At 53.5% G+C, this 26,426-nt stretch carries 21 protein-coding genes; 15 read left to right on the forward strand and 6 right to left on the reverse strand.

What is annotated here, in order from left to right:
* Positions 1-60: 60 nt before the first annotated feature.
* Positions 61-1,134: a M24 family metallopeptidase gene (locus KI236_RS03790; RefSeq protein WP_212819481.1), complete on the reverse strand. Its 1,074-nt coding sequence runs from the start codon at positions 1,132-1,134 to the stop codon at positions 61-63.
* A 4-nt stretch (positions 1,135-1,138) separates the two neighbouring features.
* Entirely contained in the window at positions 1,139-1,639 is a 501-nt protein-coding gene (locus tag KI236_RS03795) for a YqeG family HAD IIIA-type phosphatase (protein ID WP_212819482.1), read from the reverse strand.
* Positions 1,640-1,717: 78 nt separating this feature from the next.
* Here KI236_RS03795 and KI236_RS03800 point away from each other — a divergent pair, with 78 nt between their 5' ends.
* Complete coding sequence (locus tag KI236_RS03800; RefSeq protein ID WP_212819484.1) at positions 1,718-2,470, forward strand: hypothetical protein; 753 nt, start codon at positions 1,718-1,720, stop codon at positions 2,468-2,470.
* A 161-nt stretch (positions 2,471-2,631) separates the two neighbouring features.
* On the opposite strand, the gene rpsU is transcribed toward KI236_RS03800, so the two are convergent.
* Positions 2,632-2,817 (reverse strand): 30S ribosomal protein S21, encoded by a 186-nt coding sequence (gene rpsU, locus KI236_RS03805; protein WP_021859008.1) that lies wholly within the window; start codon positions 2,815-2,817, stop codon positions 2,632-2,634.
* A gap of 435 nt (positions 2,818-3,252) precedes the next feature.
* Positions 3,253-5,763, reverse strand: coding sequence for a leucine--tRNA ligase (gene leuS / locus KI236_RS03810; RefSeq protein ID WP_212819486.1), 2,511 nt, complete (start codon positions 5,761-5,763; stop codon positions 3,253-3,255).
* Between the two features lie 1,316 nt (positions 5,764-7,079).
* On the opposite strand from leuS, the gene KI236_RS03815 reads away from it, so the two are divergent.
* Both KI236_RS03815 and guaA read left to right on the forward strand, forming a co-directional pair.
* Positions 7,080-7,661 carry a xanthine phosphoribosyltransferase gene (locus KI236_RS03815; protein ID WP_212819488.1) on the forward strand — a complete coding sequence of 194 codons (582 nt, stop codon included), beginning with the start codon at positions 7,080-7,082 and terminating at the stop codon, positions 7,659-7,661.
* Complete coding sequence (gene guaA, locus KI236_RS03820) at positions 7,658-9,190, forward strand: glutamine-hydrolyzing GMP synthase (protein ID WP_212819490.1); 1,533 nt, start codon at positions 7,658-7,660, stop codon at positions 9,188-9,190. The genes KI236_RS03815 and guaA overlap by 4 nt, the downstream gene beginning before the upstream one ends.
* 95 nt (positions 9,191-9,285) lie before the next feature.
* On the opposite strand, the gene KI236_RS03825 is transcribed toward guaA, so the two are convergent.
* Positions 9,286-10,344, reverse strand: a complete 1,059-nt coding sequence (locus KI236_RS03825; RefSeq protein ID WP_212819493.1) for a site-specific integrase — start codon at positions 10,342-10,344, stop codon at positions 9,286-9,288.
* 57 nt (positions 10,345-10,401) lie between these two features.
* Positions 10,402-10,602: a helix-turn-helix transcriptional regulator gene (locus KI236_RS03830; RefSeq protein WP_021858306.1), complete on the reverse strand. Its 201-nt coding sequence runs from the start codon at positions 10,600-10,602 to the stop codon at positions 10,402-10,404.
* A gap of 922 nt (positions 10,603-11,524) precedes the next feature.
* On the opposite strand from KI236_RS03830, the gene KI236_RS03835 reads away from it, so the two are divergent.
* The 12 genes from KI236_RS03835 (at position 11,525) to KI236_RS03890 (ending at position 26,422) form a co-directional block, all read left to right on the forward strand.
* Complete coding sequence (locus tag KI236_RS03835) at positions 11,525-12,580, forward strand: YqaJ viral recombinase family nuclease (RefSeq protein WP_212819495.1); 1,056 nt, start codon at positions 11,525-11,527, stop codon at positions 12,578-12,580.
* A gap of 67 nt (positions 12,581-12,647) precedes the next feature.
* Positions 12,648-14,894 (forward strand): SF1B family DNA helicase RecD2, encoded by a 2,247-nt coding sequence (recD2, locus tag KI236_RS03840; RefSeq protein ID WP_212819497.1) that lies wholly within the window; start codon positions 12,648-12,650, stop codon positions 14,892-14,894.
* Between the two features lie 65 nt (positions 14,895-14,959).
* Positions 14,960-15,865, forward strand: a complete 906-nt coding sequence (locus KI236_RS03845) for a hypothetical protein (RefSeq protein WP_212819499.1) — start codon at positions 14,960-14,962, stop codon at positions 15,863-15,865.
* 36 nt (positions 15,866-15,901) lie between these two features.
* Positions 15,902-17,578 carry a YodL domain-containing protein gene (locus tag KI236_RS03850; RefSeq protein ID WP_212819501.1) on the forward strand — a complete coding sequence of 559 codons (1,677 nt, stop codon included), beginning with the start codon at positions 15,902-15,904 and terminating at the stop codon, positions 17,576-17,578.
* An 88-nt stretch (positions 17,579-17,666) separates the two neighbouring features.
* Positions 17,667-18,422, forward strand: a complete 756-nt coding sequence (locus KI236_RS03855) for a PcfK-like family protein (RefSeq protein WP_212819503.1) — start codon at positions 17,667-17,669, stop codon at positions 18,420-18,422.
* Complete coding sequence (locus KI236_RS03860) at positions 18,419-20,431, forward strand: PcfJ domain-containing protein (RefSeq protein WP_212819505.1); 2,013 nt, start codon at positions 18,419-18,421, stop codon at positions 20,429-20,431. Before KI236_RS03855 ends, KI236_RS03860 begins: the two co-directional genes overlap by 4 nt.
* 19 nt (positions 20,432-20,450) lie before the next feature.
* Positions 20,451-22,466 carry an NAD-dependent DNA ligase LigA gene (gene ligA, locus KI236_RS03865; protein ID WP_212819507.1) on the forward strand — a complete coding sequence of 672 codons (2,016 nt, stop codon included), beginning with the start codon at positions 20,451-20,453 and terminating at the stop codon, positions 22,464-22,466.
* A 69-nt stretch (positions 22,467-22,535) separates the two neighbouring features.
* Complete coding sequence (locus KI236_RS03870; protein WP_212819509.1) at positions 22,536-22,709, forward strand: DpnD/PcfM family protein; 174 nt, start codon at positions 22,536-22,538, stop codon at positions 22,707-22,709.
* Between the two features lie 16 nt (positions 22,710-22,725).
* On the forward strand, positions 22,726-24,069 hold the full coding sequence (locus KI236_RS03875; RefSeq protein WP_212819511.1) for a hypothetical protein: 1,344 nt from the start codon (positions 22,726-22,728) through the stop codon (positions 24,067-24,069).
* Positions 24,066-25,070: a zinc-binding metallopeptidase family protein gene (locus KI236_RS03880; RefSeq protein ID WP_212819513.1), complete on the forward strand. Its 1,005-nt coding sequence runs from the start codon at positions 24,066-24,068 to the stop codon at positions 25,068-25,070. The genes KI236_RS03875 and KI236_RS03880 overlap by 4 nt, the downstream gene beginning before the upstream one ends.
* Positions 25,071-25,107: 37 nt before the next feature.
* Entirely contained in the window at positions 25,108-25,341 is a 234-nt protein-coding gene (locus KI236_RS03885; RefSeq protein ID WP_022177423.1) for a hypothetical protein, read from the forward strand.
* Positions 25,342-25,510: 169 nt separating this feature from the next.
* On the forward strand, positions 25,511-26,422 hold the full coding sequence (locus KI236_RS03890; RefSeq protein ID WP_022177422.1) for a ParM/StbA family protein: 912 nt from the start codon (positions 25,511-25,513) through the stop codon (positions 26,420-26,422).
* The last annotated feature ends 4 nt before the right edge of the window (positions 26,423-26,426 follow it).

The following is a 26,426-nucleotide window of genomic DNA, read 5'->3' on the forward strand; positions in this document are numbered from 1 at the left end:
ATCTCGGTTTTGGCAAGTGCTTTGTTGCATTTTTTCCGTTCTTTTCCCGAAAAAGGATGCTCACAGGCACAAAAGGGCCTTGTCCGCCTTGGTAATGTCCCGGCAGCCCCCCTCCTCCAGCACGATCACATCCTCAATGCGCACGCCGAAGCGCCCGGGCAGATAGATGCCCGGCTCGGCGGAGACCACCGCCCCGGCGGGCATAGGCTCGTGATTGCCGGGGCTGGCGTTGGGGCCCTCGTGGATCTCCACTCCCACGCTGTGCCCGAAGCTGTGGCCGAAGTAGTCGCCGTACCCGGCCCGGCGGATGACCTCCCGGGCCGCTCCGTCAATTTCCGCTCCGGTGACCCCGGCCCGGGCAGCAGCGATGCCCGCCAGCTGCGCCTTCAGCACCGTTTCGTACACCCGCTCCATCTCCTCCGTGGGCCTCCCCACGCATACGGTGCGGGTCATGTCGGAGCAGTAGCCCCCGTACACGCAGCCAAAGTCCATGGTCACAAACTCCCCGGACTGAATGGGCCGGTCGGTGGGTACCGCATGGGGCATGGACCCGTTGGGCCCACTGGCCACAATGGGGTCAAAGGACATCTTTTCCGCCCCGAAGCAGAGCATATGGTACTGAAGCCGGGCAGCGATTTCCTTTTCCGTCACCCCGGGCCGAATCTCCGTGAGGATCTGCTCCAGAGCCTTTTCCGCTATGCGCTGGGCCTGCTCCATCCGCTCCAGCTCCTCCGGGTCTTTCCGGGCCCGCAGAGCGTGCAGCAGGGCCGAGGCCGGCACCAGCTCCGCCTGCAGATTTTTCCGGTAGCGCTCATGGTCCGCCACGGTCATGGTCTCGTCCTCAAAGCCGATGCGCTTGGCTCCGGAAAGCTCCAGTGCCTCGTTGAGCCAGGCTATGTAGCCCTTGTCGCTTTCCGTCATGCCGATGGCCGCGTCCGAAACCTGCCGCTCCGCCGCCTCAATGTAGCGGCTGTCGGTAAAGTAAAAGTTACCCTTTGTGGTCACCAGGGCCACGCCGTCGCTGCCCATAGAGGCAAAGCCGCTGGCGTAAAATCGGTTATGCTCCCCCGTGAGCAAAACGCCGTCCAGCCCTGCCCCGGGCAGAGCCTCTGCGATTTTTTTGAAATGATTCATGCCCTTACTTCCTTTCTTTACACCGGGCCTTAAAGGGCTTCTGCAAGCCGTGGAGTATATGGTTCCACATCCCTTTCGGCCCGCCCATAGGCTCCACCATCACCGCCAGCACGCCGCTGCGGTTGGCCCCTAATACATCGGTGAGGAGCTTATCGCCCAGCATGGCGGTCTGCTGCGGCGTGACCCCGGCCTTTTCCATGGCCGCCCGAAATCCCTTGGATGAGGGCTTCCCGGCGTGTCCCACATAGTCAATGCCCAGATCCCGGCAAAACCGCTCCACCCGCACGGGGCTGCGGTTATTGGAGAGGATCATCACCCGGATACCCGCCTCTCCCATGGCCGCCAGCCACCGGTGCAGGGCCTCGTCCGGTCCCGGCACATATTTGGGCGCCAGGGTATAGTCCAGGTCGCACAGCAGCAGACGGATACCCCGCTCCCGGAGCATCTCCGGCGTCAGGCTTCCGTACCCGGGCAGCAGCATTTGCGGGATCAGGGAAAAGGACATATCCCATCGGCTCCTCTCATACAATAAATTAAAGTTGATTTTACCATTTTTCAAGCGGTAATGCAAGGGGGCACCACAATGGAACTGTATTTAGCCACCGACGGTCAGCGTCTGCAAACAGCCCTGCAAAGCACGGCTCAGCTTGCCCACATGAGCTATCGCATCGGTCCGGAGGGGACGCTGCTGTCCTCTCCCCTGCCCCCGGCCCTCCGGGGTGGCCTGCTGATGCTCTCGGATGAAGGCGGGCAGTACCCGGATGCGCCGCAGAGCCTGTGCCGGGCCCTGACCCGGGAGTGTCTGCACCGGCGCTACGCCGGGGTCATCGTGGACGGCACACCCCCGGAGAGCTTCTGCCGGGCCTTGGATGAGGCCCTGACCGGACAGGGCCGAAGGCTGTTTTTGCCCGAGGCGGCAGCGGAGCTTGCCCCCCACGCCCTGGCGGTGGTGTGTACGGCCCTGACCTCCGGCTCCCTGACCCAGCGGCTCACCCGGGCCGCAGAGCGTTGGGGTCCGGAGCGCTTGGCCCTGGATCTCCAGCGGATGATGGCGGACTTTCCCCTCTCCGGCCCCGGGGGTGGCATACCCCTCACCGTGTCTCGGCTCCGGGAGCTGGCCCAAGGTCGGGCCACCTATTTCAGCCGCCCCCTCTGTGCCCGCTATTTTACCTACCGGGACGGCGGCGACACCCGCTTCGTCCTCTTTGACGACGGCCAAACTCTGAAAAGCAAGGTGGAGGAGGCGGAGAAGCTGGGCATCGGCTTCGGCTTTTTCATGCTCCCGGAGGTGGAGGATTTGCTTACGGTGCTGTTTGCCCCGCAAGCTGCACCGTAAGTGTCCCCTTTTCTTCACCGAATCGGCACCGTTTTCTTCACCGAATCGGCACCGTTTGTCACCAAAAATACAGCCGAAAATTTAGTTTTTCAGGTCATAAAAAAACATGGTTTCGCATTACGGCGAAACCATGTTTTTTACGATTCTTTTTGCGGCAGAGATCAATAATATCTCTTGTTTCTGTTCTTGCGGGCCGCCTCGGACTTCTTGCGGCGCTTGACGCTGGGGCTCTCATAGCACTCGCGCTTACGCACCTCCGCCAGGACGCCGGCCTTCGCGCAGCTTCTCTTGAAACGCTTCAGAGCGCTGTCCAGGCTCTCGCCTTCCTTGACATGAACTTCGGACATCTATTTTCCCTCCCTCCGATGCACCCGGCTTCATCCAGGGTGCTCTTTAAGAGCCATTAACATGACTAACGGCTGTATTATACCCGGAACGGGATGGATTGTCAAGATGTTTTTATATAAAAGGCGAAATAGGGAGAATAAAAGCAAAAACCAGAATATTCGGAATATTATAGAAAAAGGGACGGCCTTGGCCGTCCCTTCAGTGTGTCAAAAAAGCCTCGCAGAGTTTGCCGCCCGCAGGCGGCAAAGAAATAAAATCATTTTCTCTCGCGACATGTGCGTGAGAGAAAATACCGCTCGGGCTGCCAGTGTGGAATTTGTCCGTCACAGACGGGCAAATTATGCGCGCAGCAGACCGCAAACCTTTTGTCGGAAATACCCGGAGGGTTTTTCGACAGTCTTAAAGGGACGGCCGGGGCCGTCCCTTTTGTGAGTTTACTTGGCGGGCTTGACGATCAAATTGACCAGTTTGTTCTTTACCAGGATGGTCTTGACCACCGTCATGCCTTCGGTGGATTTTTTCACTTTTTCCAGCTCCATAGCGGCGGCAACCACGGTCTGCTCGTCGGAGTCGGTGGGGACCACTACGGTGCCCTTGAGCTTGCCGTTTACCTGCACGGCCATTTCGGCGGTGGCATCGATGGTCTTGCTCTCATCGTAGCCGGGCCAAGGCATCTGCATACACATCTTGCCGTACTTTTGAGCGTAACCCATGAGCTCCCACATCTCCTCCACCATATGGGGAGCGAAGGGGCTCAGGAGCTTCAGCAGTGCCTCCAGGTCACCCTTGGAAAGACCCTTGGCATAGAAATCATTGACCAGGGCCATGAGGGCGGCGATGGCGGTGTTCATCTTCAGCTCGTCAATATCGTTTGTGACCTTTTTGATGGTCTTATGGACGGCGGCCATGTTCTGCTGGGAAATCTCAGGATCGTCCGTGACCCTATCCATCAGATTCCAGCAGCGATCCAAAAAGCGCTTGCTGCCCTTGACGGCCTCATCGGACCAGGAGGCGGTCTTTTCAAAGTCGCCGATGAACATGATATAAAGCCGCATGGTATCCGCACCGTAGGCCTTAATAACATCATCGGGATTGACCACATTGCCCAGAGACTTGGACATCTTCACCGCCGGACGCTCGGCCTGGGCGCCGTATTTCTCCCGCAGGGCCTGCTTCTCCTCCTCGGTCTTGGCGTTGCCCACATAGTGGGGGTTCTTACCCAGGATCATGCCGTGGCTGGTGCGCTTGGCATAGGGTTCCTTGGTGTGAACCACGCCGATGTCATAGAGGAACTTATGCCAGAAGCGGGAGTAGAGCAGGTGCAGCGTGGTATGCTCCATGCCGCCGTTATACCAGTCCACGGGGCCCCAGTACTCCTCGGCCTCCTTGCCCACCAGCTCCTTATCATTGTGGGGGTCCATATAGCGCAGGAAGTACCAGCTGGAGCCGGCCCACTGGGGCATGGTGTCGGTCTCGCGCTTGGCGGGGCCGCCGCAGCAGGGGCAGGTGGTATTGACCCAGTCGGTCATCTTGCTCAGGGGGCTTTCGCCGTCGTCGGTGGGCTCATAGCTCTCCACCTTGGGCAGCACCAGGGGCAGATCACTCTCGGGGATGGCCACCCAGCCGCACTTCTCGCAGTTGACCAGGGGGATGGGCTCGCCCCAATAGCGCTGGCGGGAGAACACCCAGTCACGGAGCTTGAAATTTACCTTTTCCTTGCCCCAGCCCTGCTCCACGGCGTACTTCTTCATGGCGGGGATGGCTTCCTTCACGGTCATGCCGTTGAGGAAACCGGAGTTGACCATGATGGCCTTATCGTCCTTGGCCACGAAGGCTTCCTTGGTCACATCGCCGCCCTTGACCACCTCCACGATGGGCAGACCGAACTTCTTGGCGAAGTCCCAGTCGCGCTGGTCGTGACCGGGCACGCCCATGACGATGCCGGTGCCGTAGCCCATGAGGACATAGTCGGACACGAACATGGGCAGCACGCCGCCGGTGACGGGGTTGATAACCTGCACACCCTCCAGGCGCACGCCGGTCTTGTCCTTATTCAGCTCCCCGCGCTCAAAGTCGGACTTGCGGGCAGCGGCAGCCTGATACTCCTCCACCTCGGCCCAGTTGGCGATCTGATCCTTCCACTTCTTCAGCAGGGGATGCTCGGGGGAAATGACCATATAAGTCGTACCGAAAAGGGTATCGGCACGGGTGGTGTAGACAGTGACATCATCGCCCATATTGGTCTTGAAGGTGACCTCGGTACCGGTGGAGCGGCCGATCCAGTTCTTCTGCTGGATCTTCACACGCTCGATGAAATCCAGATCGTCCAGATCGTCGATGAGGCGGTCGGCGTACTTGGTGATACGGAGCATCCACTGGCTCTTTTCCTTGCGGACCACCTCGCTGCCGCAGCGCTCGCACACGCCCTCCACCACTTCCTCATTGGCCAGGACGCACTTGCAGCTGGTACACCAGTTCACGGGCATGGTGGTCTTATAGGCCAGGCCGTGCTTAAAAAGCTGCAGGAAGATCCACTGGGTCCACTTATAATACTGGGGGTCGGTGGTGTCTACGCAGCGGTCCCAATCGAAGCCGTAGCCCAGCATCTTAAGCTGGCGGGTGAAGTTCTTGATGTTTTCCTGGGTGACCACGGCGGGGTGAACATGGTTTTTGATGGCGAAGTTCTCCGTGGGCAGGCCGAAGGCATCGAAGCCGATGGGGAAGAGGACATTATAGCCCTCCATGCGCTTTTTGCGGGTGACTACATCCAGCGCCGTGAAGGGGCGGGGATGACCCACATGGAGGCCCGCCGCGGAGGGGTAAGGGAACTCGATGAGGCCGTAAAACTTTTTACGGGTCTTGTCGCCGGTGACGGCGCGATAGGGCTTGGTTTTTTCCCAATTGTCCTGCCATTTTTTCTCAATGGCCGCAAAATCGTACTGCATACTGTTTCTCCTTTATCTGAATATCATTTTGCACATAATAAAACACCCCGGACCGCATGAAGCGGTCAGGGGCGTGAAAAAACGCTATACCACCCTGATTCGGCTGCGGATCGCTCCGCCGCCCTCAGCAGCTCCTCCTGCAAGGAGCGTCCTCTGTAACGGGAGGACCCGTCCTGCCCTACCCCAACGGAGGCTCAGGCAGGCAACTCCGAGGCCAGTACGGCAAGGCTCCCCCATCGGCTCGCACCGGCCGCCGACTCTCTTTGGGTGGGACTGTCCCCGCCTTTTCCCCATCGCTGTCTTTTGCTTGATGATGAAAAACTTACAGATATTTTAGGATTATTTTTCGGATTTGTCAAGTGTTTGTTTTTTAGTTGGACGGGGATGCGGATTGCGAAGCCGGTGTGCGCACCGACTTCGCAATGACAGAGTTTTTGTAAGGGGCACGGTAGAGCGGGCGGACAGGGTCGTCCGCCCCTACGGGTGGGTTGCAAGTAGTGTGGTAGGGCGGGACGATGTGGGGAGCGAACTGAGCGCTGCCGGTGGCAGAAGCAGCGAAGTGAGCGAGTGGCCGCGGTCAAAATTTCCAGCGTCCGCCGTAAGGCAGCGCAGAAATTTTGGGCACCGCAACAGGATCATCGTCCCCTACGCACCGTTTACCGACAGTATTTCGTAGGGTGCGATGCCCAGCGCCGCACGGTAGACATAGGGGGTCAGCCCGTTCGGACGGGCAGCACAAGCGCGGAACGCGTTGCGGTGGGCAGGCGCAGGGACAGTGCGAAAGCACGGGACAGGTTTGCACCGTTTAATTCGCGGGGGCAAAAGGTCCCGATGTTCACCGCACCACGCCCGCGCAAGGAATCCAAAACCATTGGTTTTGGCGGCGTTCTTTGGGTACTTTCTGTCGCTGGTGACAGAAAGTACCCCCGCCGGAGGCATTTATAGGCAGAAGGGGTGTGCTGGAAGGAATCCCCCAGTCACGGCTTTGCCGTGGCCTTGGGGACGGGAGTTACGGATTGCCGCGGGCGCTGCGCGCCCTCGCAATGACAAGGGTTTTGCAAGGAGTGCGGGTGCATTATTGATGGTGCGCCGGGTGGGCAACCGCAAGGGTCGCCCCAGCGGAAAATACGGGTGATTTTTCGGGATTTATTAAGGGGGCTTATTGCTGGGATAAGCCCGGATGGGGCGGTTGTGTAAAGAGTCTATAAATCCATGGGGAACAGTGGAAAATTCAGCATCTTTTTCTCTTGCTTTTTTCGGCGTTTTTCGGCAAAATAAGGTGCAGTATCTTTATTTTTATTAGGAGGATAGACAGGATGAAGCAGCTGCAGGATCGGATCCGTCGGGAGGGCCGCGTGCTGCCCGGCAATATCGTGAAGGTAGACGGGTTTTTGAATCATCGGGTGGACACAGCGCTGCTGGGCCAGATCGCCGACGAGTTCGCCCGTGTTTTTGACACGGAAAACATCACCCTGGTGCTGACGGCGGAGGCCAGCGGCATCGCCTTGGCCACCGTGTGCGCGGAGAAATACGGCGTTCCCATGATTTTTGCCAAGAAGGCCAAGAGCGACAACATCGAGGGCGGCCTGTATCAGAGCGAGATCTTCTCCTATACCTATAAGAAAAAAGTGACCCTGCTGGTGGCCCAGGAGTGGCTCAAGCCCGAGGATAAGGTCCTCATCATCGACGACTTTATGGCCAAGGGCTACGCCGTACACGGCCTTATCGACATCGTGGAAAAGGCCGGGGCTCAGCTCATGGGCATCGGTATCGCCGTGGAAAAGGGCTTCCAGCACGGAGGCGATGATCTGCGGGAAAAGGGCTACAATATCCATTCTCTGGCCATCATCGACAAGGCCGAGCCCGGGCACATCGTGTTCAGGGGGGAAGAGGAATGAAAAAGGTTCTGATTTTGGACTTCGGCGGGCAGTACAATCTGCTGGTGGCCCGCCGGGTACGCGAGTGCGGCGTGTACTGCGAGCTGAAATCCTTTCGCATTTCCATGGACGAGGTGCGCTCCTTTCAGCCGGATGCACTGATTTTTACCGGAGGACCTGCCACGGTATTTGAAGAGGGCGCCCCCACGGTGGATGCAGGGCTGTTTTCCATGGGTATTCCGGTTTTGGGCATCTGCTACGGAATGCAGCTTATGATGCACCTTTTGGGCGGCCAGTGCCGCAAGGCCATCACCCGGGAATACGGCAAAACGGAGCTGACGGTGAACACCGCCTCTCCCCTGTTTGCAGGGGTGCCGGAGAAGGCCGTTTACTGGATGAGCCACGGGGTGGAGGTGGAGACCGCCGCGCCGGGCTTCACGGCCATTGCCCACAGTGACGGCTGCCGCCACGCTGCGGTGGAGTGCCGGGAGAAGAAGCTCTACGGCGTGCAGTTCCACCCGGAGGTGGTACACACAGAGTACGGCACGAAGATCCTGGAGAATTTCCTCTACGGCATCTGCGGCTTCAGCCGGGAGTGGACCATGGAGTCCTATGTGGAGACCGCCCTCCGGGAGTGCCGGGAGAAAATTGGCGACAAGCGTGTGCTGCTGGCCCTCTCCGGCGGCGTGGACAGCGCCGTGGCCGCCGCCCTGCTGCAAAGAGCTGTAGGCGACCGCTTAACCTGCATTTTCGTGGACCACGGCCTGCTGCGGCTGAACGAGGGCGACGAAGTGGAGCGGGTGATGAAGGGCGAATTCCATGTGGATGTGCGGCGGGTAAACGCCCAGGACCTGTTCCTGTCTAAGCTGGCCGGGGTGACAGAGCCCGAGCGCAAGCGGAAGATCATCGGCGAGGAATTTATCCGGGTCTTTGAGGCCGAGGCCAAGAAGATCGGCAAGGTGGATTTCCTGGCACAGGGGACCATTTATCCCGATGTGGTGGAAAGTGGTCTGGGCGGCGAGAGCACCGTGGTGAAGAGCCACCACAATGTGGGCGGGCTGCCGGACTGTGTGGATTTCGAGGAGATCATCGAGCCGCTGCGCAGGCTCTTTAAAGACGAGGTGCGGCAGCTGGGACTTACCCTGGGTCTGCCGGAGAGCCTGGTGTGGCGTCAGCCCTTCCCGGGGCCGGGTCTGGCCATCCGTATTATCGGGGAGATCACCCGGGAGAAGCTGGATATTCTGCGCAAGGCCGACGCTATCTTCCGGGAGGAGATGGCCCTGGCGGGTCTGGACCGCACCGCCAACCAGTATTTTGCCGCCCTGACCAATATGCGCTCCGTGGGCATTATGGGCGACGAGCGGACCTACGACTATGCTATCGCCCTGCGGTCGGTGCAGACCCAGGACTTTATGACCGCCACCTGGTCAAGGCTTCCCTACGAGCTGCTGGACAAGGTCAGCGGACGGATCGTGGGCGAGGTGCCCCACATCAACCGGGTGCTGTACGATGTGACCTCTAAGCCCCCGGCGACGGTGGAGTGGGAGTAATCGCCACTTACCCGAAAACCCTTTATTTTCAAGGGTTTTCGGGTTTCTTTTTTGCTCCGGGTACATGAAAGGTACACGGCGGGTACACGAAAAATTTATGCGAAAGCCTCCAAGCGGTCTGCAACTTCCCCGTGTTTTGTCGGGTACAGGTGGGAATAAATCTCCAAAGTTGTCGTTACGCTCTCATGCCCGAGGCGTTCGCTGATCAGCAGCGGTGCAAAACCGAGTTCAATCAGCAAGCTGGCGTGGCTGTGACGAAGATCGTGCACCCGTATCTCCCGGAGTCCGGTCTTCTTGCAGCCCCTTTCCATTTCGTGCTTCAAATAATGCTTTGTTACTTCAAACAGTCTATCTGACGGATCGTAGCCGTACAATCTGTCGGCATAATCCTTTACCAAATCGCAAACGAATTGCGGCAAGGTAATTTTGCGATTGCTTTTTGGCGTCTTTGGGTCAAGGAATAAGTCCTCGCCGTCTATACGCGCATAGTTTTTTGTAATGGAAACCGTCCGTTCCTCAAAGTCGAAATCGTTCAGGGTCAAAGCTAGCATTTCTCCGGATCGCATTCCTGTCCAGTAAAGCAGATTAAAGATGACCTTGGACTGCAGCTTATCACTGACAGCATCAATAAAAATCTTGAATTCGTCCGCTGTCCAGATCTGTTCCAAGCCAGAATTCTTTTTACCGATAGTTCCGCTTTTTTGTACCGGATTGCTGCCGAGGCCGTAATACTTGACTGCAAAATTGAAAATCGCAGACAACTGGCTGTTCAGAGTTCTCAGATAGGTTGGCTTATAATTCTTCTGATTGTTCATCAGCTCGGTTTGCCAGCGACGCACATTCATCGGCTGGATCTCATTGACTTTCAAATTCTTGAAATACGGCATAATATGTACCGCAATGATGTCCTCTTTCCCTTTGTAGGTAGTCGGTCTGATTCTGGCTTTGCAGTCATCCATATAGATCTCTACCATATCACTAAAAAGCATATCGCAGGAATTTGATGTCTTGCTCAGAAAATCCAGTTCATACTGCTTGGCCTCTTTTTGCAGGCGAAAACCTTTCTTCTTTTTCTGCTTTTTGGTGCCTGTCCAATCTGTGTAAACAAATTTACAGTACCATAACCCTGTCTTTTCGTCTTTGTAGGTCGGCAATGATTTCACCTCCGATCTGTAAAAGTTTCATCGCCCGGATACGGTTTCCCTCGTCACTTACAGGTAGGTATTCTCGTAAAAATATTTGGCAGATACCTTGCCCGCCACAGTCAGCTTTCCGGCTTTTTCCAGTTCACTGTTAAGCCGCTTGATAATGCGGTATGCCGTACTGCGGGAAACACCGAGTAATTCGGCAACATCCGTTGCTGTCAAGTATCTTTTGCTCGTCTGTAATGCTGTCGGTTTGTATTCCGCCATGTTTTCCTCCTTTCTGACAGCCTGCAGCAATGGAGTATCCTTGCGATATTGTCATTATACTACTTTTCGCAAAAGATCCCGTGTGGGGCTGTCCGCATATATTTATATTTAGTTTGTGTTCAAATTAAAAACGCCTGTCCGCCGGGCCATTTCCTGCGCCCATTTCAGCCGCGTATTGGCAGGCTGCCGCTATACGGCAATTCTTCTGTGGGCACGCTCCGAATCGATCATCGTGGCATACTGTCCGCAGATCCTGTATAACTCCCGCCGGAAGGATATTCGGTTTTCAAGGTGCATAAGCGGATAGAGCTTCTTCCTCTATCCGTTCACTAATAAACACGGGGGTATACCCGCCTTTTCTGCAATCAAAATTCAAAAAAGCGAAATTTCCTTTTCCGTATTGCCACCCGCATAACTATATATAGTTTCTAAATTCTTGACAAACACGATATATTGTGCTATACTTCTTCTGTAATTGATTTTTGTGCGTTGTCCGTAAGGACCAGCAGTACGCTTCTGCATTGCACATATCGTTAAGTTTGCAGTATGTCAGTAGTATAACTGTGCCGTGAGGCCGGTTATGTACTGGCATTTTTTATTTTTTAAGGATATTTATATCCTCTGCGAGAATGACACCTGTTCGTAATTCATTACGGACATGAATGCCTGAAAAGGCATCGGCTGTTGTTCTCGCTTTTTTTATGCCCAAAAAGCCTTCGTGCTTTTGGAATACATTTTTAGAAAGGCGGAAATCGAATGAAAAGACGAACCCATCGGCACTCGCACAGAAGAGTGTCCAGACCTGCTGTGTTCAAGCAGCAGGTAAAAAGAAAGGAGGCAAGAAAGCTTGCAAAGTACCCGCTGAAAACGGTATATGTCTCTCGCACAAGGCTTTATCAGCCTCAGAATCGAGGTGCATAATATGCCGAACACAACGAGTACCTACGAACCGCTGGTTTTGGTTGACACGGCAGATCTGCCGGAGGAGGAATGGCTGGAATATCGCCGCAGAGGAATCGGCGGAAGTGACGCCGCTGCCATTTTAGGTGTGTCCCCATTTGCGACCGCCCGCGACCTCTACTACGACAAACTCAAAGTCGTATCGTATGAGGACGGCGAAAGCAACTGGGTGCAAAAGAAGGTCGGGCATTTGCTTGAGGATCTGGTCGCTGAGATTTTCCATGTGAAAACAGGTTTTGAGATCTATCAGGTGAAGAAGATGTTTTATCACCCGGTCTACACCTATATGCTGGCAGACATTGATTACTTCATCCGATTGCCAAACGGCAAAACGGCGATCCTTGAGATCAAGACCACAAACTACAACGCCAAGGATCATTGGTGGTGCGACGGACAGGAGATCGTTCCCGTCAACTACGAGATCCAGGGCCGCCATTATATGTGCGTGATGAATATGGATGAGGTGTACTTCTGCTGCCTTTACGGCAATAACGAAAATGAAGTCATCATCCGGCACATTGAGCGTGACCCGGATTACGAGGCGGAAATGATCGCTCTGGAGGGCAACTTCTGGAACTACCATGTTCTGACACAGACACCGCCGCCGTACACAGAGGACGGTGAGCTGACGCTTGAAAGCGTTCGGCGTCACTTCGGCCCTGCCGACGAAAACGCCCCTGAGATCGAGCTGAGTGTGCCGCTGGCAAGCAGTCTGGTGCGCTATACCGAGCTGCAGGCGGAAAAGTCGGAATTGAACCGTGAGGTCAAGCGGGTCGAAAACGAGATGAAACGGCTGCAAGGGCGCATTGTGGCGGAAATGGGACGAAGCTGCACGGCTACGGCAAACAGCGGCGGCGTTTCCTATTCCATCAGCTACAAGCCTACGAGAAAGCCCGACATCGGCAAGGAAAATCTGATACGGCTGAAAGCACAGCATCCCGATATTTATGAGGATTATGTGACGGTATCGGAAAGCCGCCGCTTCTATGTAAAGCGCAAATTTGACGAGGCGGCATAAACGGAAGAAAGGATGGTGCAGATGAAAAACGATGCACAGAAAGAAAACGAGAAAGGAGTGGTGAACCGTGGGGTATGTCGGGACTTATGACCGGACGATCTTCTATAATCCGAGCAATAAGTATTGCATTATCAGCGTGAAAACCTCCGACCAAAGCGTACCGCAGCAGGCACGAAGTGCTTACCATCACCGGGACAATATGATCCGGTTTATCGCCGTCGGGTATGAATTGCCTCAAACCGATAAGGTGAGCATGATCCTGGACGGCGAATGGGAGAACGGAAAACACGGTGTTCAGCTGCAGGTCGATAAGTGCGAGGAGATCGTGCCGCAGACCAAAGAGGGCGTATACGGTTATCTTTCCTCCCGGCTGATCAAAGGCGTCGGTGAAAAGACTGCCGCATTGATCGTAAACCGCTTCGGTGCCGACGCATTGCGTGTGCTGGAAAACGAGCCGGAGCGACTGCTGGAGATTCGAGGAATCACCCCGGATAAGCTGGAGGACATCAAAGCCTCCTATGCGGAAAGCCGGTGCGTGCGGGATCTGATGATCCTGCTGACCCCATTTAATGTCACGCCGGTAACGGCCATGAAGATTTATGAGCATTTCGGCTCCCGCAGCGTAGACATTCTGCAAAAGAACCCCTATGAATTGTGCCAGGTATCCGGATTCGGATTTAAGAGAGTCGATGCCATCGTCCGCAAGGGCGATCTGCCGCTGAATTCTCCTATGCGGATCCACGGCGCCGTATTTGCGGCATTGGATACGGGGCGCAACGAAAAAGGCCATCTTTTTCTGGAAGAAGATGCGCTTGCGAAAACGGGTGTGAAGCTGCTCAATGAGAATATTACCGATGGACAGGTCAAGGTCACGCCCGAGGAAGTGGACGCCGTTGTTCAGGATATGATCCTCAAGGGTGAGATCGTTTCAAGCAACGGCAACATCTATCAGAGCAATGTTTTCGTGCAGGAGGATGAAACCGCCCGGAAAATTGCGGAAATGCTGGCTGTACCGCCGGTCACGCTGGATATATCCGAATCACTCGAATATGTCCGCAAAAACCTCGGTCTTGCCCTTTCACAAAGGCAAAGCGAGGCGGTGTATATGGCTTTTCGCAGTAATCTGTCTATCATCACAGGCTCTCCCGGTACCGGTAAAACCACAGTCTTGCGGGCGATCATAGAGGTCTTTCAGATGCTCTACCCCAAAGGGAAGATCTTGCTTGCCGCTCCGACCGGACGAGCCAGCCGAAGAATGGCAGAAAGCACGGGTAGAAACGACGCCAAAACGCTGCACAGCCTTTTAGGGCTTCTGGGCGACAGTGGACCGATCCAAAAGGATAAGCAAAAAGAACCGCTTGACGCCGACCTCATCATCGTGGACGAAAGCTCCATGATCGATATGTGGCTGGCAAGGCAGTTCTTCAGCCGTGTCCGTATGGGTACGAGAGTTATCCTGGTCGGTGATGTGGACCAGCTGCAAAGCGTGGGTGCCGGTGATGTCTTCCGTGAGCTGATTGACAGCGGACTTATCCCCGTTACGGTGCTCAACGAGATCTTCCGTCAGAAAAAAGGAAGTCTCATTGCCTATAACGCAAAGCGCATCAATGAGGCAAATATCGACCTTCAGTACGGCGAAGATTTTCAGTTTGTAAAGTGCCAGACGCAGGAGGAAGCCGCTGACCTTATTTGCAGGATCTTCTGTGAACAGGTCGCTTTGCACGGAATTGAAAAGGTGCAGATACTCTCCCCGTTCCGTTCGGAAGGGCCGGCTTCGGTCGAGCAGCTTAACGCCGCCATCCGTGAGCTTGTCAATCCGGCGAGAGATGAGTTTGCCGATCTGAAGGTCGGCAGCCACTACTTCCGTGTGGGCGACAAGGTGATGCAGACGAAAAACAATGCGAAGGCGTCCAACGGTGACATCGGCTATATTCGCAAAATGGGGCGCAATGCAAAGAATGAAATGGACGTGACGATTGAATTTTCCGGCGACCGCATTGCCGAATACGGTATGGAAGAAATGAGCCATATGGAATTGGCTTATGCGACTACCGTGCATAAGGCGATGGGCTCGGAATTTGATATTGTAATCATGCCTATTCTTCGCAGCCATTACATTATGCTGAATCGGAACATCGTCTACACGGCGATCACCCGTGCGAAGGAGCAGGTCATCCCGGTCGGTCAGAAGAAAACGCTGATCATGGCGATTCTCAAAAAGGCCACCGGAAAACGAAATACGCAGCTTGGCGAGCGTATCGGCAAATATCTGAAAGCCTTTACCCGCCAAAATGAATTGAAAAAGGTCAGTTGATACGAAGCGGCTTGCAGAAAAGTGCAGGAGTGCTTCGTGTTTATTTATGAAAGGAGATTTCCCGTATGAATACAAATCAAAGTGCAACGATGTATGAATCTGTCCCTGTGGTTTCCGAACTGAACAAGGTGCAGGGCTTTGACCCGCTCAAATTTCTGCGCAGAACGACCAAGGGCGAAAAGGTTCTTGACCTCAAATACAAAAAGCTCTGGTTCCGCCTGAAATATCCGAACGGCAGGATCAAGCTGTCCTCCCTCAAGATTACGGATCAGCTGGCGATCATCGAGGCCCGTGTGTATTTCGACAAGAACGACGCACAGCCGAGATCCAGCTTCATTGCCCAAAGAGAGGCGAAAGCCACTCTGGGCGGTCTGTATATTGAGTCGGCGCAGCACGCTGCCATCGACCAGGCATTATCGGACGCTGGATTTGGCGTGCAGTTTTCTGCTGCCGCACCTGCAGTGAACGCAGAGAAAGCAGCCGAAACCGTCAAAGAGCAGACGACAGTAGCGGAAACCGCTACGACGGAGCAAGTCACCCCAGCAGCACCGGTTACGGTTGCTGAGGTAGCTACAGAAGTGAACAACGAGCCTGCGCAGGAAGCCCTGGCTGTTCAGGAAACCGTTGCAGAAGTTCCGACCGCAGAGGTCATGGAACCTTTGGCTCCGGTCACGGAAGAAGCCGAGGGTGAAGAAATTGAGGAAGAAACCGCCGATACCGATACGGCAGCGCCGACTTATTCTGCGGATATGCCGGTCGATGCGATCTGCTCCATGATGACCTACGAAGAAGCCGGCAATGTGATCGTGCCGCTTGGCACCTGCAAGGGCTGGGCAATGTCGCAAGTAGCTGACCGCCGCCCTGCGAGCCTGAAATGGTACATCAACGGCTATTCCGGCAATGATAACATTCTTCGTGCGGCAGCAACGATTATGCAGGCATCTTTGGATGAAATGCAGAGAGCAAGCTGACTTTCACCGATATTTCTTTAGAAAGGAGGCTTGTTCATGAGCCAGCCGCATGATTTTCCGTTCGACATAACGGATGTGGCGGAACTGCTTCACTTGCGGATACGGCGGCCGAGCCCGCAAGGGTTTTATGTGGATTGTCCTATCTGTAATGACAAGCGAGGGAAAATGCACATCAACACGCAGACCGATACCTGGCGGTGCAATTACTGCGATGAAAGCGGCGGTATGCTGGCTTTATACGCAAAGGTGCATAGCATCAGTACGAGCGCTGCCTATCGGGAAATCAGCGATGCGCTGCTCAACGGAGTAAACCTTTCGGATCATGCGGTCAAGTACCCGGATAAGCCGAAGGAAACGCCCGCCGAAGCTGCGCCTGTTGCCGATATTGCCGTGCGCCATAAAACCTATACCGCACTTCTTGCTATGCTGACGCTATCCAAGGAGCACCGTGCGCATCTGCAAACGGTCAGAGGCTTGCCGGACGAACAGATTGAGAGGTTGGGCTACAAGAGTATGCCTCCCTTCTATATGTGCCGTTCATTGGCAAACCGGCTTCTGCAAAACGGGCATCAGCTGGATGGCGTGCCGGGATTTTATCAAAAAGACGGTCAGTGGACGATTGCAAGCTCCACCTATACCGCCGGCATTATGATCCCAGCACGGACAAGGCAAGGTCTTATCAGCGGCTTTCAGATCCGTTTGGATGTGCCGCTGAAGAATGAGGATGATCCACCGGAAAAGGACGGAGCCAAATACATCTGGTTTTCGTCTGCCGGTAAGCCGAAAGGCACCTCCTCCGGAAGCCCTGCGCATTTTGTCGGTGATCCGAATGCAGGCGTGGTCTATGTGACGGAAGGACTTTTGAAATCCGACATTGCCCATTATCTGATGAACCGTTCCTTTGCCGCTACGGCCGGCGTCAACAATATGGCGCAGCTGGAGTTTCTGCTGAAAGAACTGGCGGAGAACGGTACGCATACGATTATTGAATCGGAGGATATGGACAAATATCGGAATGAAGCAGCCTGCAAGGGCGCCTTGAAGCTGCACGAATTGGCAAGGAAATACGGCATGGTGTGCCGTGGACTTAACTGGAATCCGAATTATAAGGGCGTTGACGACTGGCAGCTTGCCTTAAAGCGAAATGCCCACACAAAGGAGGATAGCAGGAAGAATTTCAGGCAAAGATTTATGTACGGTCTTTGTGACTTTGATGCGATCGACGATGATATTGCACAGTGGCACGAAAGCACGGAATGTGCGTGCGAACTGCATGAATATCTCGGACTGACGGAGGAAGAGTATTCTTTATTCGTCAGAAGCTCCGACGAGTTTGAAGGTCGGTTGCTGTCGCAAAGGCAGGAGCAACGGTTTCGGATATACCAGTTGGAGGTCAGTCTTTACAAGGTCATTCCCTTTGCCTTCGGCGGAATAAAAGAACTGCAAAAAGCAGGTCACGAATACCCGCCGGCGGCGCAATATAGTCTGATACATGACGGTATGCTGCATTGTGAGGAAACGGAGAGTGATACAGGGCGGCTCACACGCATTGCCGAGCTTTTCGGAGATGTTCTGCCGAAGGATTACCGTGGCAGGAGTGTCGCCCCATCCGATGTGATAGAACTGTATGACGACACGGGACGGCGTTATTTCTACCGTGACACAGACGGTTTTTGTCCGGTGAAGTTTTCTCCGATGCTCGCAAAGAAATAGGAACAGCCGGAAACGGCTATAGGTCAAGAATGGGATACAGCGTGGGTAAAACTGCGCTGTATCCCTATTTTTATAGGAGGAACATTTTATGAGTGTTGATACCAACAATACGGAATTGAAAAAAGGCGCCGATCTGGCGACTATCGCGGAACAAAGAGATGATCAGCGGCAGCAGGCGGAAGCCGAAGCTGCACAGGAAGTGCTTCAGCGAATGCAGGATACTGCAGCCGAGGACGAAAAGCGCCGTGCTCACGAGGAGGCCGAAGCCAAGCGCAAAGCCGAATGGGAGCAAAAACAGCGCAAAAAAGCCGAAGCTGAACAGGCTGCCTGGGAAAACGCCGTAGCTATGGGTGATGATGAGGTCATGATAGCTTCGATGAAGCGTGTCGGTGATGACGCCGAGCGACTGACCCGCCGCAATATGAAGCAATGCGTGACCGAGCATATTCAGACTAAGTGCCTCAGCGAACCGGAGTTTGCCCGGCAGGTCATGCACCCCCGCAAGAATATGATCCGTTGTTTCCGTTACATTACCCGCAAAGCCAAGGAGTTTGCCGAGCAGGAAATGAAGGACAACGACGAAAAGCCGATCGCAGGCGGTTATGGCTGTGATGTGCCAGATGATATGTGCTATCTCTGGGCCGAAGAATACTTTATGGATATGGACGCAGAGGAAGACAAGGAAAAGGAGGAAAAATTCGTTCCGAAGCCCTATCCCGGAAAGCCGGCTCCGAGATCCAATAAGAAAGCCGACAAGAAAAAGTCGGCTCCCCTAAAGGAGCCGCCGGCAGAGGATCACCCGAACGATAGCACGCAGATGAATTTGTTTGAGGTGGGCGCATGATGAATAAAAGAGTCTTGCGCAAATTTGCAATACCGAGCAACAGTCCTAACCCGAAAAACGGCATTTTCTGTGCCGATCAGGTGAAGTATGTGGTGCGCACGGCGATCAAAAACATCGACCATCAGCGCACGCTGGTACTGTATATCTACGCAAAGGAAAGTGTGCTGGCCGGAAATCATACCCCTCGTTGGACAATGTTTCAGCAGAAAGGCGGCTATATCACCTTATGCACCGATGATAAAGGCACACGCTGGCAGCAGTCTATGTTTGAGAACCTCGGAAAGGATTACTTTTTCAGGGACAAATGCTCTTTCTATTCCCAGGCCGACGAGAGACGGGTCACGAGATATTGTCAGTCCGAAAAGCAAAAAGGATTTGAAAGCCTCTGCCTGTTTCAGTTGGATCTGCTGCGGAAAAAGCAACGGGAAAATGAACTGAAAAAGCAGCGCAGGATTATCGAGCGGATGAAACCGGTAGGCGCATTACCCAGGGACATCAAAGGCTTTATGCACAGAGAGACCCTGCCGCATTATATCTTCTATGATTATGCCAAGGGAAAAGCGCCGAAAAACGCATACTGTACTGCCTGCAAGCATAATGTATCGGTCGCTGAAGCCAAGCACAACGGCGAAGGCGTTTGCCCACACTGCAAGAGGAAAATCACCTTTAAGAGCCGTGGGCGCCGCGGATATATAGTTGACCGTTCTACTGCACAGGTTATTCAGCGGCTGGGTAGCAACGAAATGATCATTCGTTTCGTAAAAGCCTATCGCCGTTATCCGAAAAGCGACACGTCGGAGTTTCATGTTTATGAAAACGCACGGTTGTTTCTTCAATGGGACGGCAGCAAGATCATAGCCAGTGAAAGCTACTATTACGGTTATTCCCGGGATCGCATTACACCGTGGCATCCGGGCGACAGGCCGGTATTCAGCCGGTGGTACTACAATTTTGAGGCAGACTGCTGCGGTTATCTCTATCATCGGAATCTGGACAGTGAACTGAAAGGAACGCCGTGGCAGTATTCCGCACTGAAGGAATATTATGCAGGAGATCCCACGCCTTTGTATGCCGGGCAGTATCTGCAGAAGTATTTACGCTATCCTATGCTGGAGTATTTGGTAAAGCTGAAGCTCTATCGTCTCGCAACCTATGTTGCTTACGGCGATATAGGCGGGGCTCGTTACTATGACGACAGCGTGCTCAACAGCAAGGGCAAAACCGTAACAGAGGTTTTGGGTGTCGGTAAAAAATATATACCGCTTTTGCAGACAATCGACCCCGGGCCGAACCAGCTTACGATGATCAAAGCATTTCTGCGGGATAATATCCGACCGGATCTGGAACTGATGAAATGGTGCAGCAAAAACGACATCGGAGAGGAAGCGTATATTACGGTTCCCTTGCGCTATATGACGCCCCATAAGCTGATGCGGTATGCTACGGAACAGTTTGCCACACACCGAAAGACCTCTTATTACGCCCCCGGTTATTATTCCATGCGTGAGATGATGTCCGACTATAAGGATTACCTTTGTATGTGCGAACTATTGGAGCACGATATGAAAAGCAGCTTTGTCCTGTTTCCGAATGATTTGAAGGCGGAGCATGACCGGGTAAATGATATGTCCCGAAATGATGTGTCGCAGGCGTATGATCGGAGAATTGCCAAAATGTTTGAGGGATTGCAGCACCGTTACGGATACACCCAAATGGGGTTTGTTGTTATTCCTCCGCATTCCGCAAAAGAGATCACACAGGAGGGCGATAAACTGCACCACTGTGTCGGACGCTATGTGAAAGATGTGGTAAAAAATAATACCACGATCCTTTTCATCCGAAAAGCGTCCGCACCGAAAAAGCCGTATTGTACGGTAGAGGTGAAGCATGGGGATGTCATTCAGGCAAGGATCCAGAACAACGTTGTCCCGCCGCCCAAGGTGAAGAGATTTATCGAAAGCTGGAAAGAAAATGTGCTATACGCACCTGCTCTTGAACGGGCAGCATAACGAGAAAGGATGATATAGAATGAAAGAAAGATTGATACGGCAGCGTGAACTGACCGCCCGGCTCAATACATATCGGGACGAGTATTACAACCAAAATGCTCCGTCAGTATCGGACGCTGTATATGACCGGCTCTTTGATGAGCTGACTGAACTGGAGGAAGAAACCGGCGTGGTGATGTCCAATTCACCGACGCAGACCGTGGGCTACCCCGTTGTGTCGAGGCTGCCGCAGGCAAAGCACGATATTCCGCTGTTATCGCTGGATAAGACAAAGCTGATAAGCGAGCTGCTTGCATTTCAGGACGGCCGCACAGTGGATTTCTCACTGAAGCTGGACGGACTGACGACCGAGATCATTTATGAGGGCGGCCTTCTGCAACGGCTCTCTACCCGGGGCGACGGCGACATCGGTGAGGATATTACCCACAACGCCGAAGCCATCGAAGGAATACCGGTGCAGATCCCGTACAAGGAAAGACTGGTCGTTGCCGGTGAGAGTTTTATTCACTGTAACGACTTTGAACGGCTGCGCCAAAAGCTGGTTGACAGTACGGGAAAGCCGTACCGAAACAGCCGCAATCTTGCCGCTGGCTCCGTCCGTGCTTACAATTCTGCGGTATGCGCCAAGCGGTGCGTCCACTTTTTGCCCTTTGCGGTCATAGAGGGACTGCCGGAGATCGAGGCCGAGACGGACAGCAAACGCATGAAGCTGGCAAAGCTCACTGAATTCGGCTTCGGCAGAGTGCGCTCTATTCAGTTTGCAACGGCAAATAACGATATGATGGATCTGCACATTAAGGTACTGCGGGACAAAGCGGCCGAGGAAGATCTGCCGATCGACGGACTGGTCATGACCTATGACTCCATTTCCTACTCCCGCACCTGCGGACGGACAGGGCACCATTTCAAGGATGGTCTTGCCTTTAAGTTTGAAGACGAGCTCTTTGAAACAAGGCTCGACCACATTGAGTGGACGCCGACCCGTTCCGGTGAGATCTCTCCGGTAGCTGTTTTTGACACGGTAGAGATCGACGGATGCGAGGTGTCCCGTGCAACGCTGCACAACCTCTCTTTTATTGAGGGGCTTGAGTTGATGCCGGGCAACCGCATTCTGGTGAGTAAGCGGAACATGATCATCCCTCAGGTCGAAGAAAACCTTGACCGTGGAGATTTTTCAATGGAAGTGCTGGTTCCGTCTCTCTGCCCCTGCTGTGGGTATCAGACGATGATCCATACTACACAGAAGCGGACCGACGGTGAGCAGAAGCTGACGAAAACACTATTCTGCCACAATCCGAATTGTGCATCGCAGAATCTGAGGAAATTCGTTCACTTCGTCGGAAAGAAAGCGATGGACATTGATGGGCTGTCAGAGGCGACGCTGGAGCAATTCATTGCCCGTGGCTGGCTTCAGGATTTTACGGATATTTACCGGCTGGATAATCACCGGGACGAGATCATCCGTATGGACGGTTTCGGAGAAAGGTCCTGGCAGCGGTTGTGGGATGCGATTCAAAAAAGCCGCAATACCACATTTGAACGCTATCTTATCGCAATGGATATTCCGATGATCGGCAACACAGCCAGCGCTGCGCTCGGTCGATGCTTCGATCAGAGTCTCCGTGCCTTTGAGGTAGCGGTCGATTCCGGCTATGATTTTACGCAGCTTCCCGATTTCGGAGAAACGCTGCATAACAACATTCACGAATGGTTTTCAGTTGAAGAAAACCGCATTTTATGGGAGGAATTAAAGCCTATGGTAAACATTGAAAAGAAAGAAACCGCTATGTCCGTCGTACAGGACAACCCCTTTGTGGGGAAAACGCTTGTGGTTACGGGCAAGGTCGAGCCGTACACCCGTGACGGCATCAATGCGAAGATATATTCTTTGGGTGCGAAAGCCGGAAGCTCCGTATCCAAGAATACCGACTACCTGATCTGCGGCGAAAATGCCGGCAGTAAGCTCGCCAAGGCGCAAGCGCTCGGCGTTGCCGTACTGTCTCCGGCAGAGTTTTTCCGTATGATCGGAGAGTAAATAATCAATAGAATGACGGGCGGAGAGGAAGTTTTTCTTCTCCGCCCTTGTCGGATCGGAGGAAATGCTATGGCAAAGAAATATAGGGTCACCATAACCGAAACGCTGAAACGAACGGTCGATGTGACGGCAGAAAGCAAAGAGGCCGCTGAGCAGATCGTCGGCGACGAATGGTACAGCGGCAAGCATATTCTGACTGCCGATGATTTTATCGGCGTTGAATTTGAAGCAAATACTATTTAGGAAAGGACTGAAACGAATGGAAGAATTAAAAAAGGCCTTTTACGAGGTCATGTATAAGTATGAAAAATCCTTTGGCGAAACCGGCGTTATGACAAATCTGAACTTATGGGCACAAGAAAAAGCAGGATTGCTCGAATTGCTGCGCCGCCATCCGAATTGGGATGAGGACGCAAAGGCAATCGTGTTTTCCTTTGACGAGGGACGCGGTATTCAGCGTGATGTCGTGGACGAGATTGCTTTTACTATGGAGGATCTTGCCGCCGAGCAGATCAATGAAGAACAGCGTTTGGAGGATTTCCGCATTGCTCTGCGTGCCGCTGTCAACGAGTACAGCAGCACGCTGTCCGAGCAAACGCTGGAGATCATCCGTACCCGTGGCGGTATAAAATGCGCCGAGGGACAGAAAACCAGCCGGATCATCGGCAAGCTGTGCCGCAGTTTCGGTGTGGACGGGCATGAGCGTTATAATGCGGTATTTGCCCAGCTTTCCGATTCTCTGAATCCTCTGCAAATGCTCAAAACGGCGCTGTTATCTCTGCACCCGTGTGATTTTCTCGAAATGTCTAACAAGGACAACACCTGGACTTCCTGCCACAATCTCGAAAGCGGCAGCTATCAGGCCGGTACGCTGTCCTATATGACTGACGATGTGAGCATGATCTTCTTCACGGTTGACCCGGAAGTGAAAGACCATTATTACCGTGCGCCGAGACGGTCACGGCAGATGTTTTTCTACAAGGATCAAACGCTGTTTCAATCAAGGCTCTATCCGAGCGATTTGTCGGAGCAAATGGATCTGTACCGCAGTATCGTACAGAAAGCGATTGCGACCTGCCTCGGTGTGCCAAATCGTTGGGTGCTGAAAAAGAAGCGTGAGGATGTGAACGAGTGCTGCACCAGCGGCGAAGGCAGCCGTCAATATCCCGACTATAATTACTACGGGAATCTGTCGATGCTAAAAACCGCTGCCGCACCCAGTCATTTCGTCATTGGAGGCCCATCACTCTGTGTTTGCTGCGGCCAAGCGTACCATTCGGGTCACTTGAAATGCCGATGCGAGGATACCGTTGTCTGCAAGGATTGCGGCAATACTGTTCCCAAGCAAAATGCAAGATATATTGAAGGAGTCTATCACTGCCATGCGTGCCTGCATATCTGCGGCTCGTGCGGTGAGATGATCCACGGAACAATGTATCCGGCATACGACCGCAGAGGCCGGTTGGTAGAGATATGCGAAGCCTGCTACCGGGCATCGCTTGAGCCGTGTGCGGCCTGCAGCGTTTGCAGCATCTGCCGCATCATCGGCAATGCGTTCTGCCACAGGACTTCGGTCACAGCTGCGGAAGGCGGTGCGAGATGATTCGATTTGATGATATTCTCCGTATGCGGCAAAAGGAACTGAAGCATTATCTGGCCGGTCACCTGAAGAAACTTGGCTATGAGACAGTCAAAAAGAAAGGCTTCCTCTATGCCGAGGGCACAGTGCCGGTGCTGTTGGTCGCCCATTTGGACACCGTACATAATGAGCTGCCGCATATCATCTGCCGATCCGAAGACGGGCGCTATATCATGTCCCCGCAAGGGATCGGCGGCGACGACCGGTGCGGCGTATATATGATCTTACAGATCATTAGCGAAGTACGCTGCCATGTGCTGTTCTGCGAGGATGAGGAAACCGGCGGACAGGGCGCCAAAGCGTTTGAACGGAGCGGGATCCAGATCGATGTGAATTACATTGTAGAGGTGGACCGCCGTGGGAACAACGACGCTGTGTTTTACAACTGCGACAACCCGAAGTTTTCTGAGTTTGTCTGCTCCTTCGGTTTCCGTGAGGCAATGGGCTCCTTCAGCGACATTTCCGTTGTTGCGCCATATCTCAAAACAGCAGCGGTAAATATTAGTGCCGGTTACTACAATGAGCACCGATTGCACGAAGTGATCGACTGGTCTGCCATGCAGAACAATGTCGAGCGCATCAAGCAGATGGTGCAGACGGAAACCGGCAAGTATCCTTACAGAAAGCGAAAGCTATATGCCGGCTCCTATTTCGGGCAGCAGACGCTGTTCGACATAGAGCCTGCCGGCAGAGATAAGGAAAAGCTGCTGATGGAGCTGCCGGAAGGAACGCGGCTTATGATGAACGGGTGCGAGGTCACACCTTCTTTTCCGTATCTTATGGATAACGAAGGCAATGTGTACGCCGGCATTCAGGAGCTTGACGCTGCAGTTTTATCGGAAAATTCCATTGCCTGCGACGAGAATGGGGAGCTTCTCTCCTTTTCGGTGTTTGACGCCAAGCGGATGAAAGTTCTCTCTATGGAGTCGGCAATGGAACAGTTAGGAATGGATATTGGGTGGTAGGCTCCTCTGCTCACCCAAGCATTAGAAAGGAGTTGCCATGAGAAAGATCACCGTTCTCGACTTTTGCAGTCGGATCGGAATTGCCAGCGATGAGATACCAGTCGTTGTAAAGGCCGGGATCAATATAGTAGGTCGCTACCGCAGTTTATATAAACTGACGGCACAGGCTATGCCCGACTTGCTGGAGGCTAAGGTGCAATCTGTAACCTCGACACGAGAAGAAGTCATCCTTCAAATTACTTTCAAGGACTTCAGCACGAAACGACCATAATCGTATATGAGCGAATAGCACCTCACGGGATTTTTCCCCGTGAGGTGCTTTGTCTTATCACTATTTTTTACTTGCGGGACTATTTTGCCCCTTTGCGGAAATCTGTTGAAATAACACGCATTAAAGTCGTAATTAAAGAGTATAAACCAAAAACAAAGGAGATTTTACCATGCTAATCAGTATCGACCACGGGAATAAACAAATCAAAACCAACCACAGGACCTTTGTGTCCGGGCTTCGGGAAAGCGACACAAAGCCGCCCTTCGGAAAGGATGTTCTGTTCTACAAGGGCAAGTATTATACCCTCACCGATCAGCGCATCCCGTATATGCGGGACAAGACGGCTGACGAACGGTATTTTATCCTCACGCTGTTTGCCGTTGCCTTTGAGCTTGCCGGAACCGAGTACCGCAAGGACGAGATCGTAGATGTGCAGCTTGCGGTAGGCCTGCCGCCTGCCCATTACGGAGCGCAATACGAACGGTTTGAAAACTATTTTCTGAACCGGGATATTATTGACTTCCAGCTCGACGGCAGACCGTACTCTGTATTCATCAGCACGGCGATTTGCTTTCCGCAGGCTTACGCTGCCATTATGCCGATCTATCAGCGGATCCATTCGTATTCAAAGGTTGCAGTGCTGGACATTGGCGGTTTTACTGCCGACTATCTGCTGGTGAAAAACGGCGAGGCGGATCTGTCTGCCTGCGACTCACTGGATAACGGCGTCATCACTCTTTACAATGGAATCAAATCCAAGGTCAATGCGGATTTTGACATCCTCCTGGACGAGTCGGACATTGATGCTATCTTGAAGGATACGCCTACCGATTTTGACGAAAGTGTGATCCGTATCGTGCAGGAGCAGGCGCAACAGTTTATCAACGATCTTTTCGGCAAGCTCAGAGAGCGGATGATTGATTTGCGCTCCGGCAAGGCTGTGTTTGTCGGCGGCGGTTCTATCCTACTGAAGAAACAAATCGAAGCGTCCGGCAAGGTCGGCGCACCGATTTTTGTCGATGAGATTTCCGCCAATACAAAGGGCTACGAGCTGTTGTTCAAGGCCGCTTGTATGGGGTGATGTG

This window comes from Vescimonas fastidiosa, from assembly GCF_018326305.1.
Lineage (GTDB): Bacteria > Bacillota > Clostridia > Oscillospirales > Oscillospiraceae > Vescimonas > Vescimonas fastidiosa.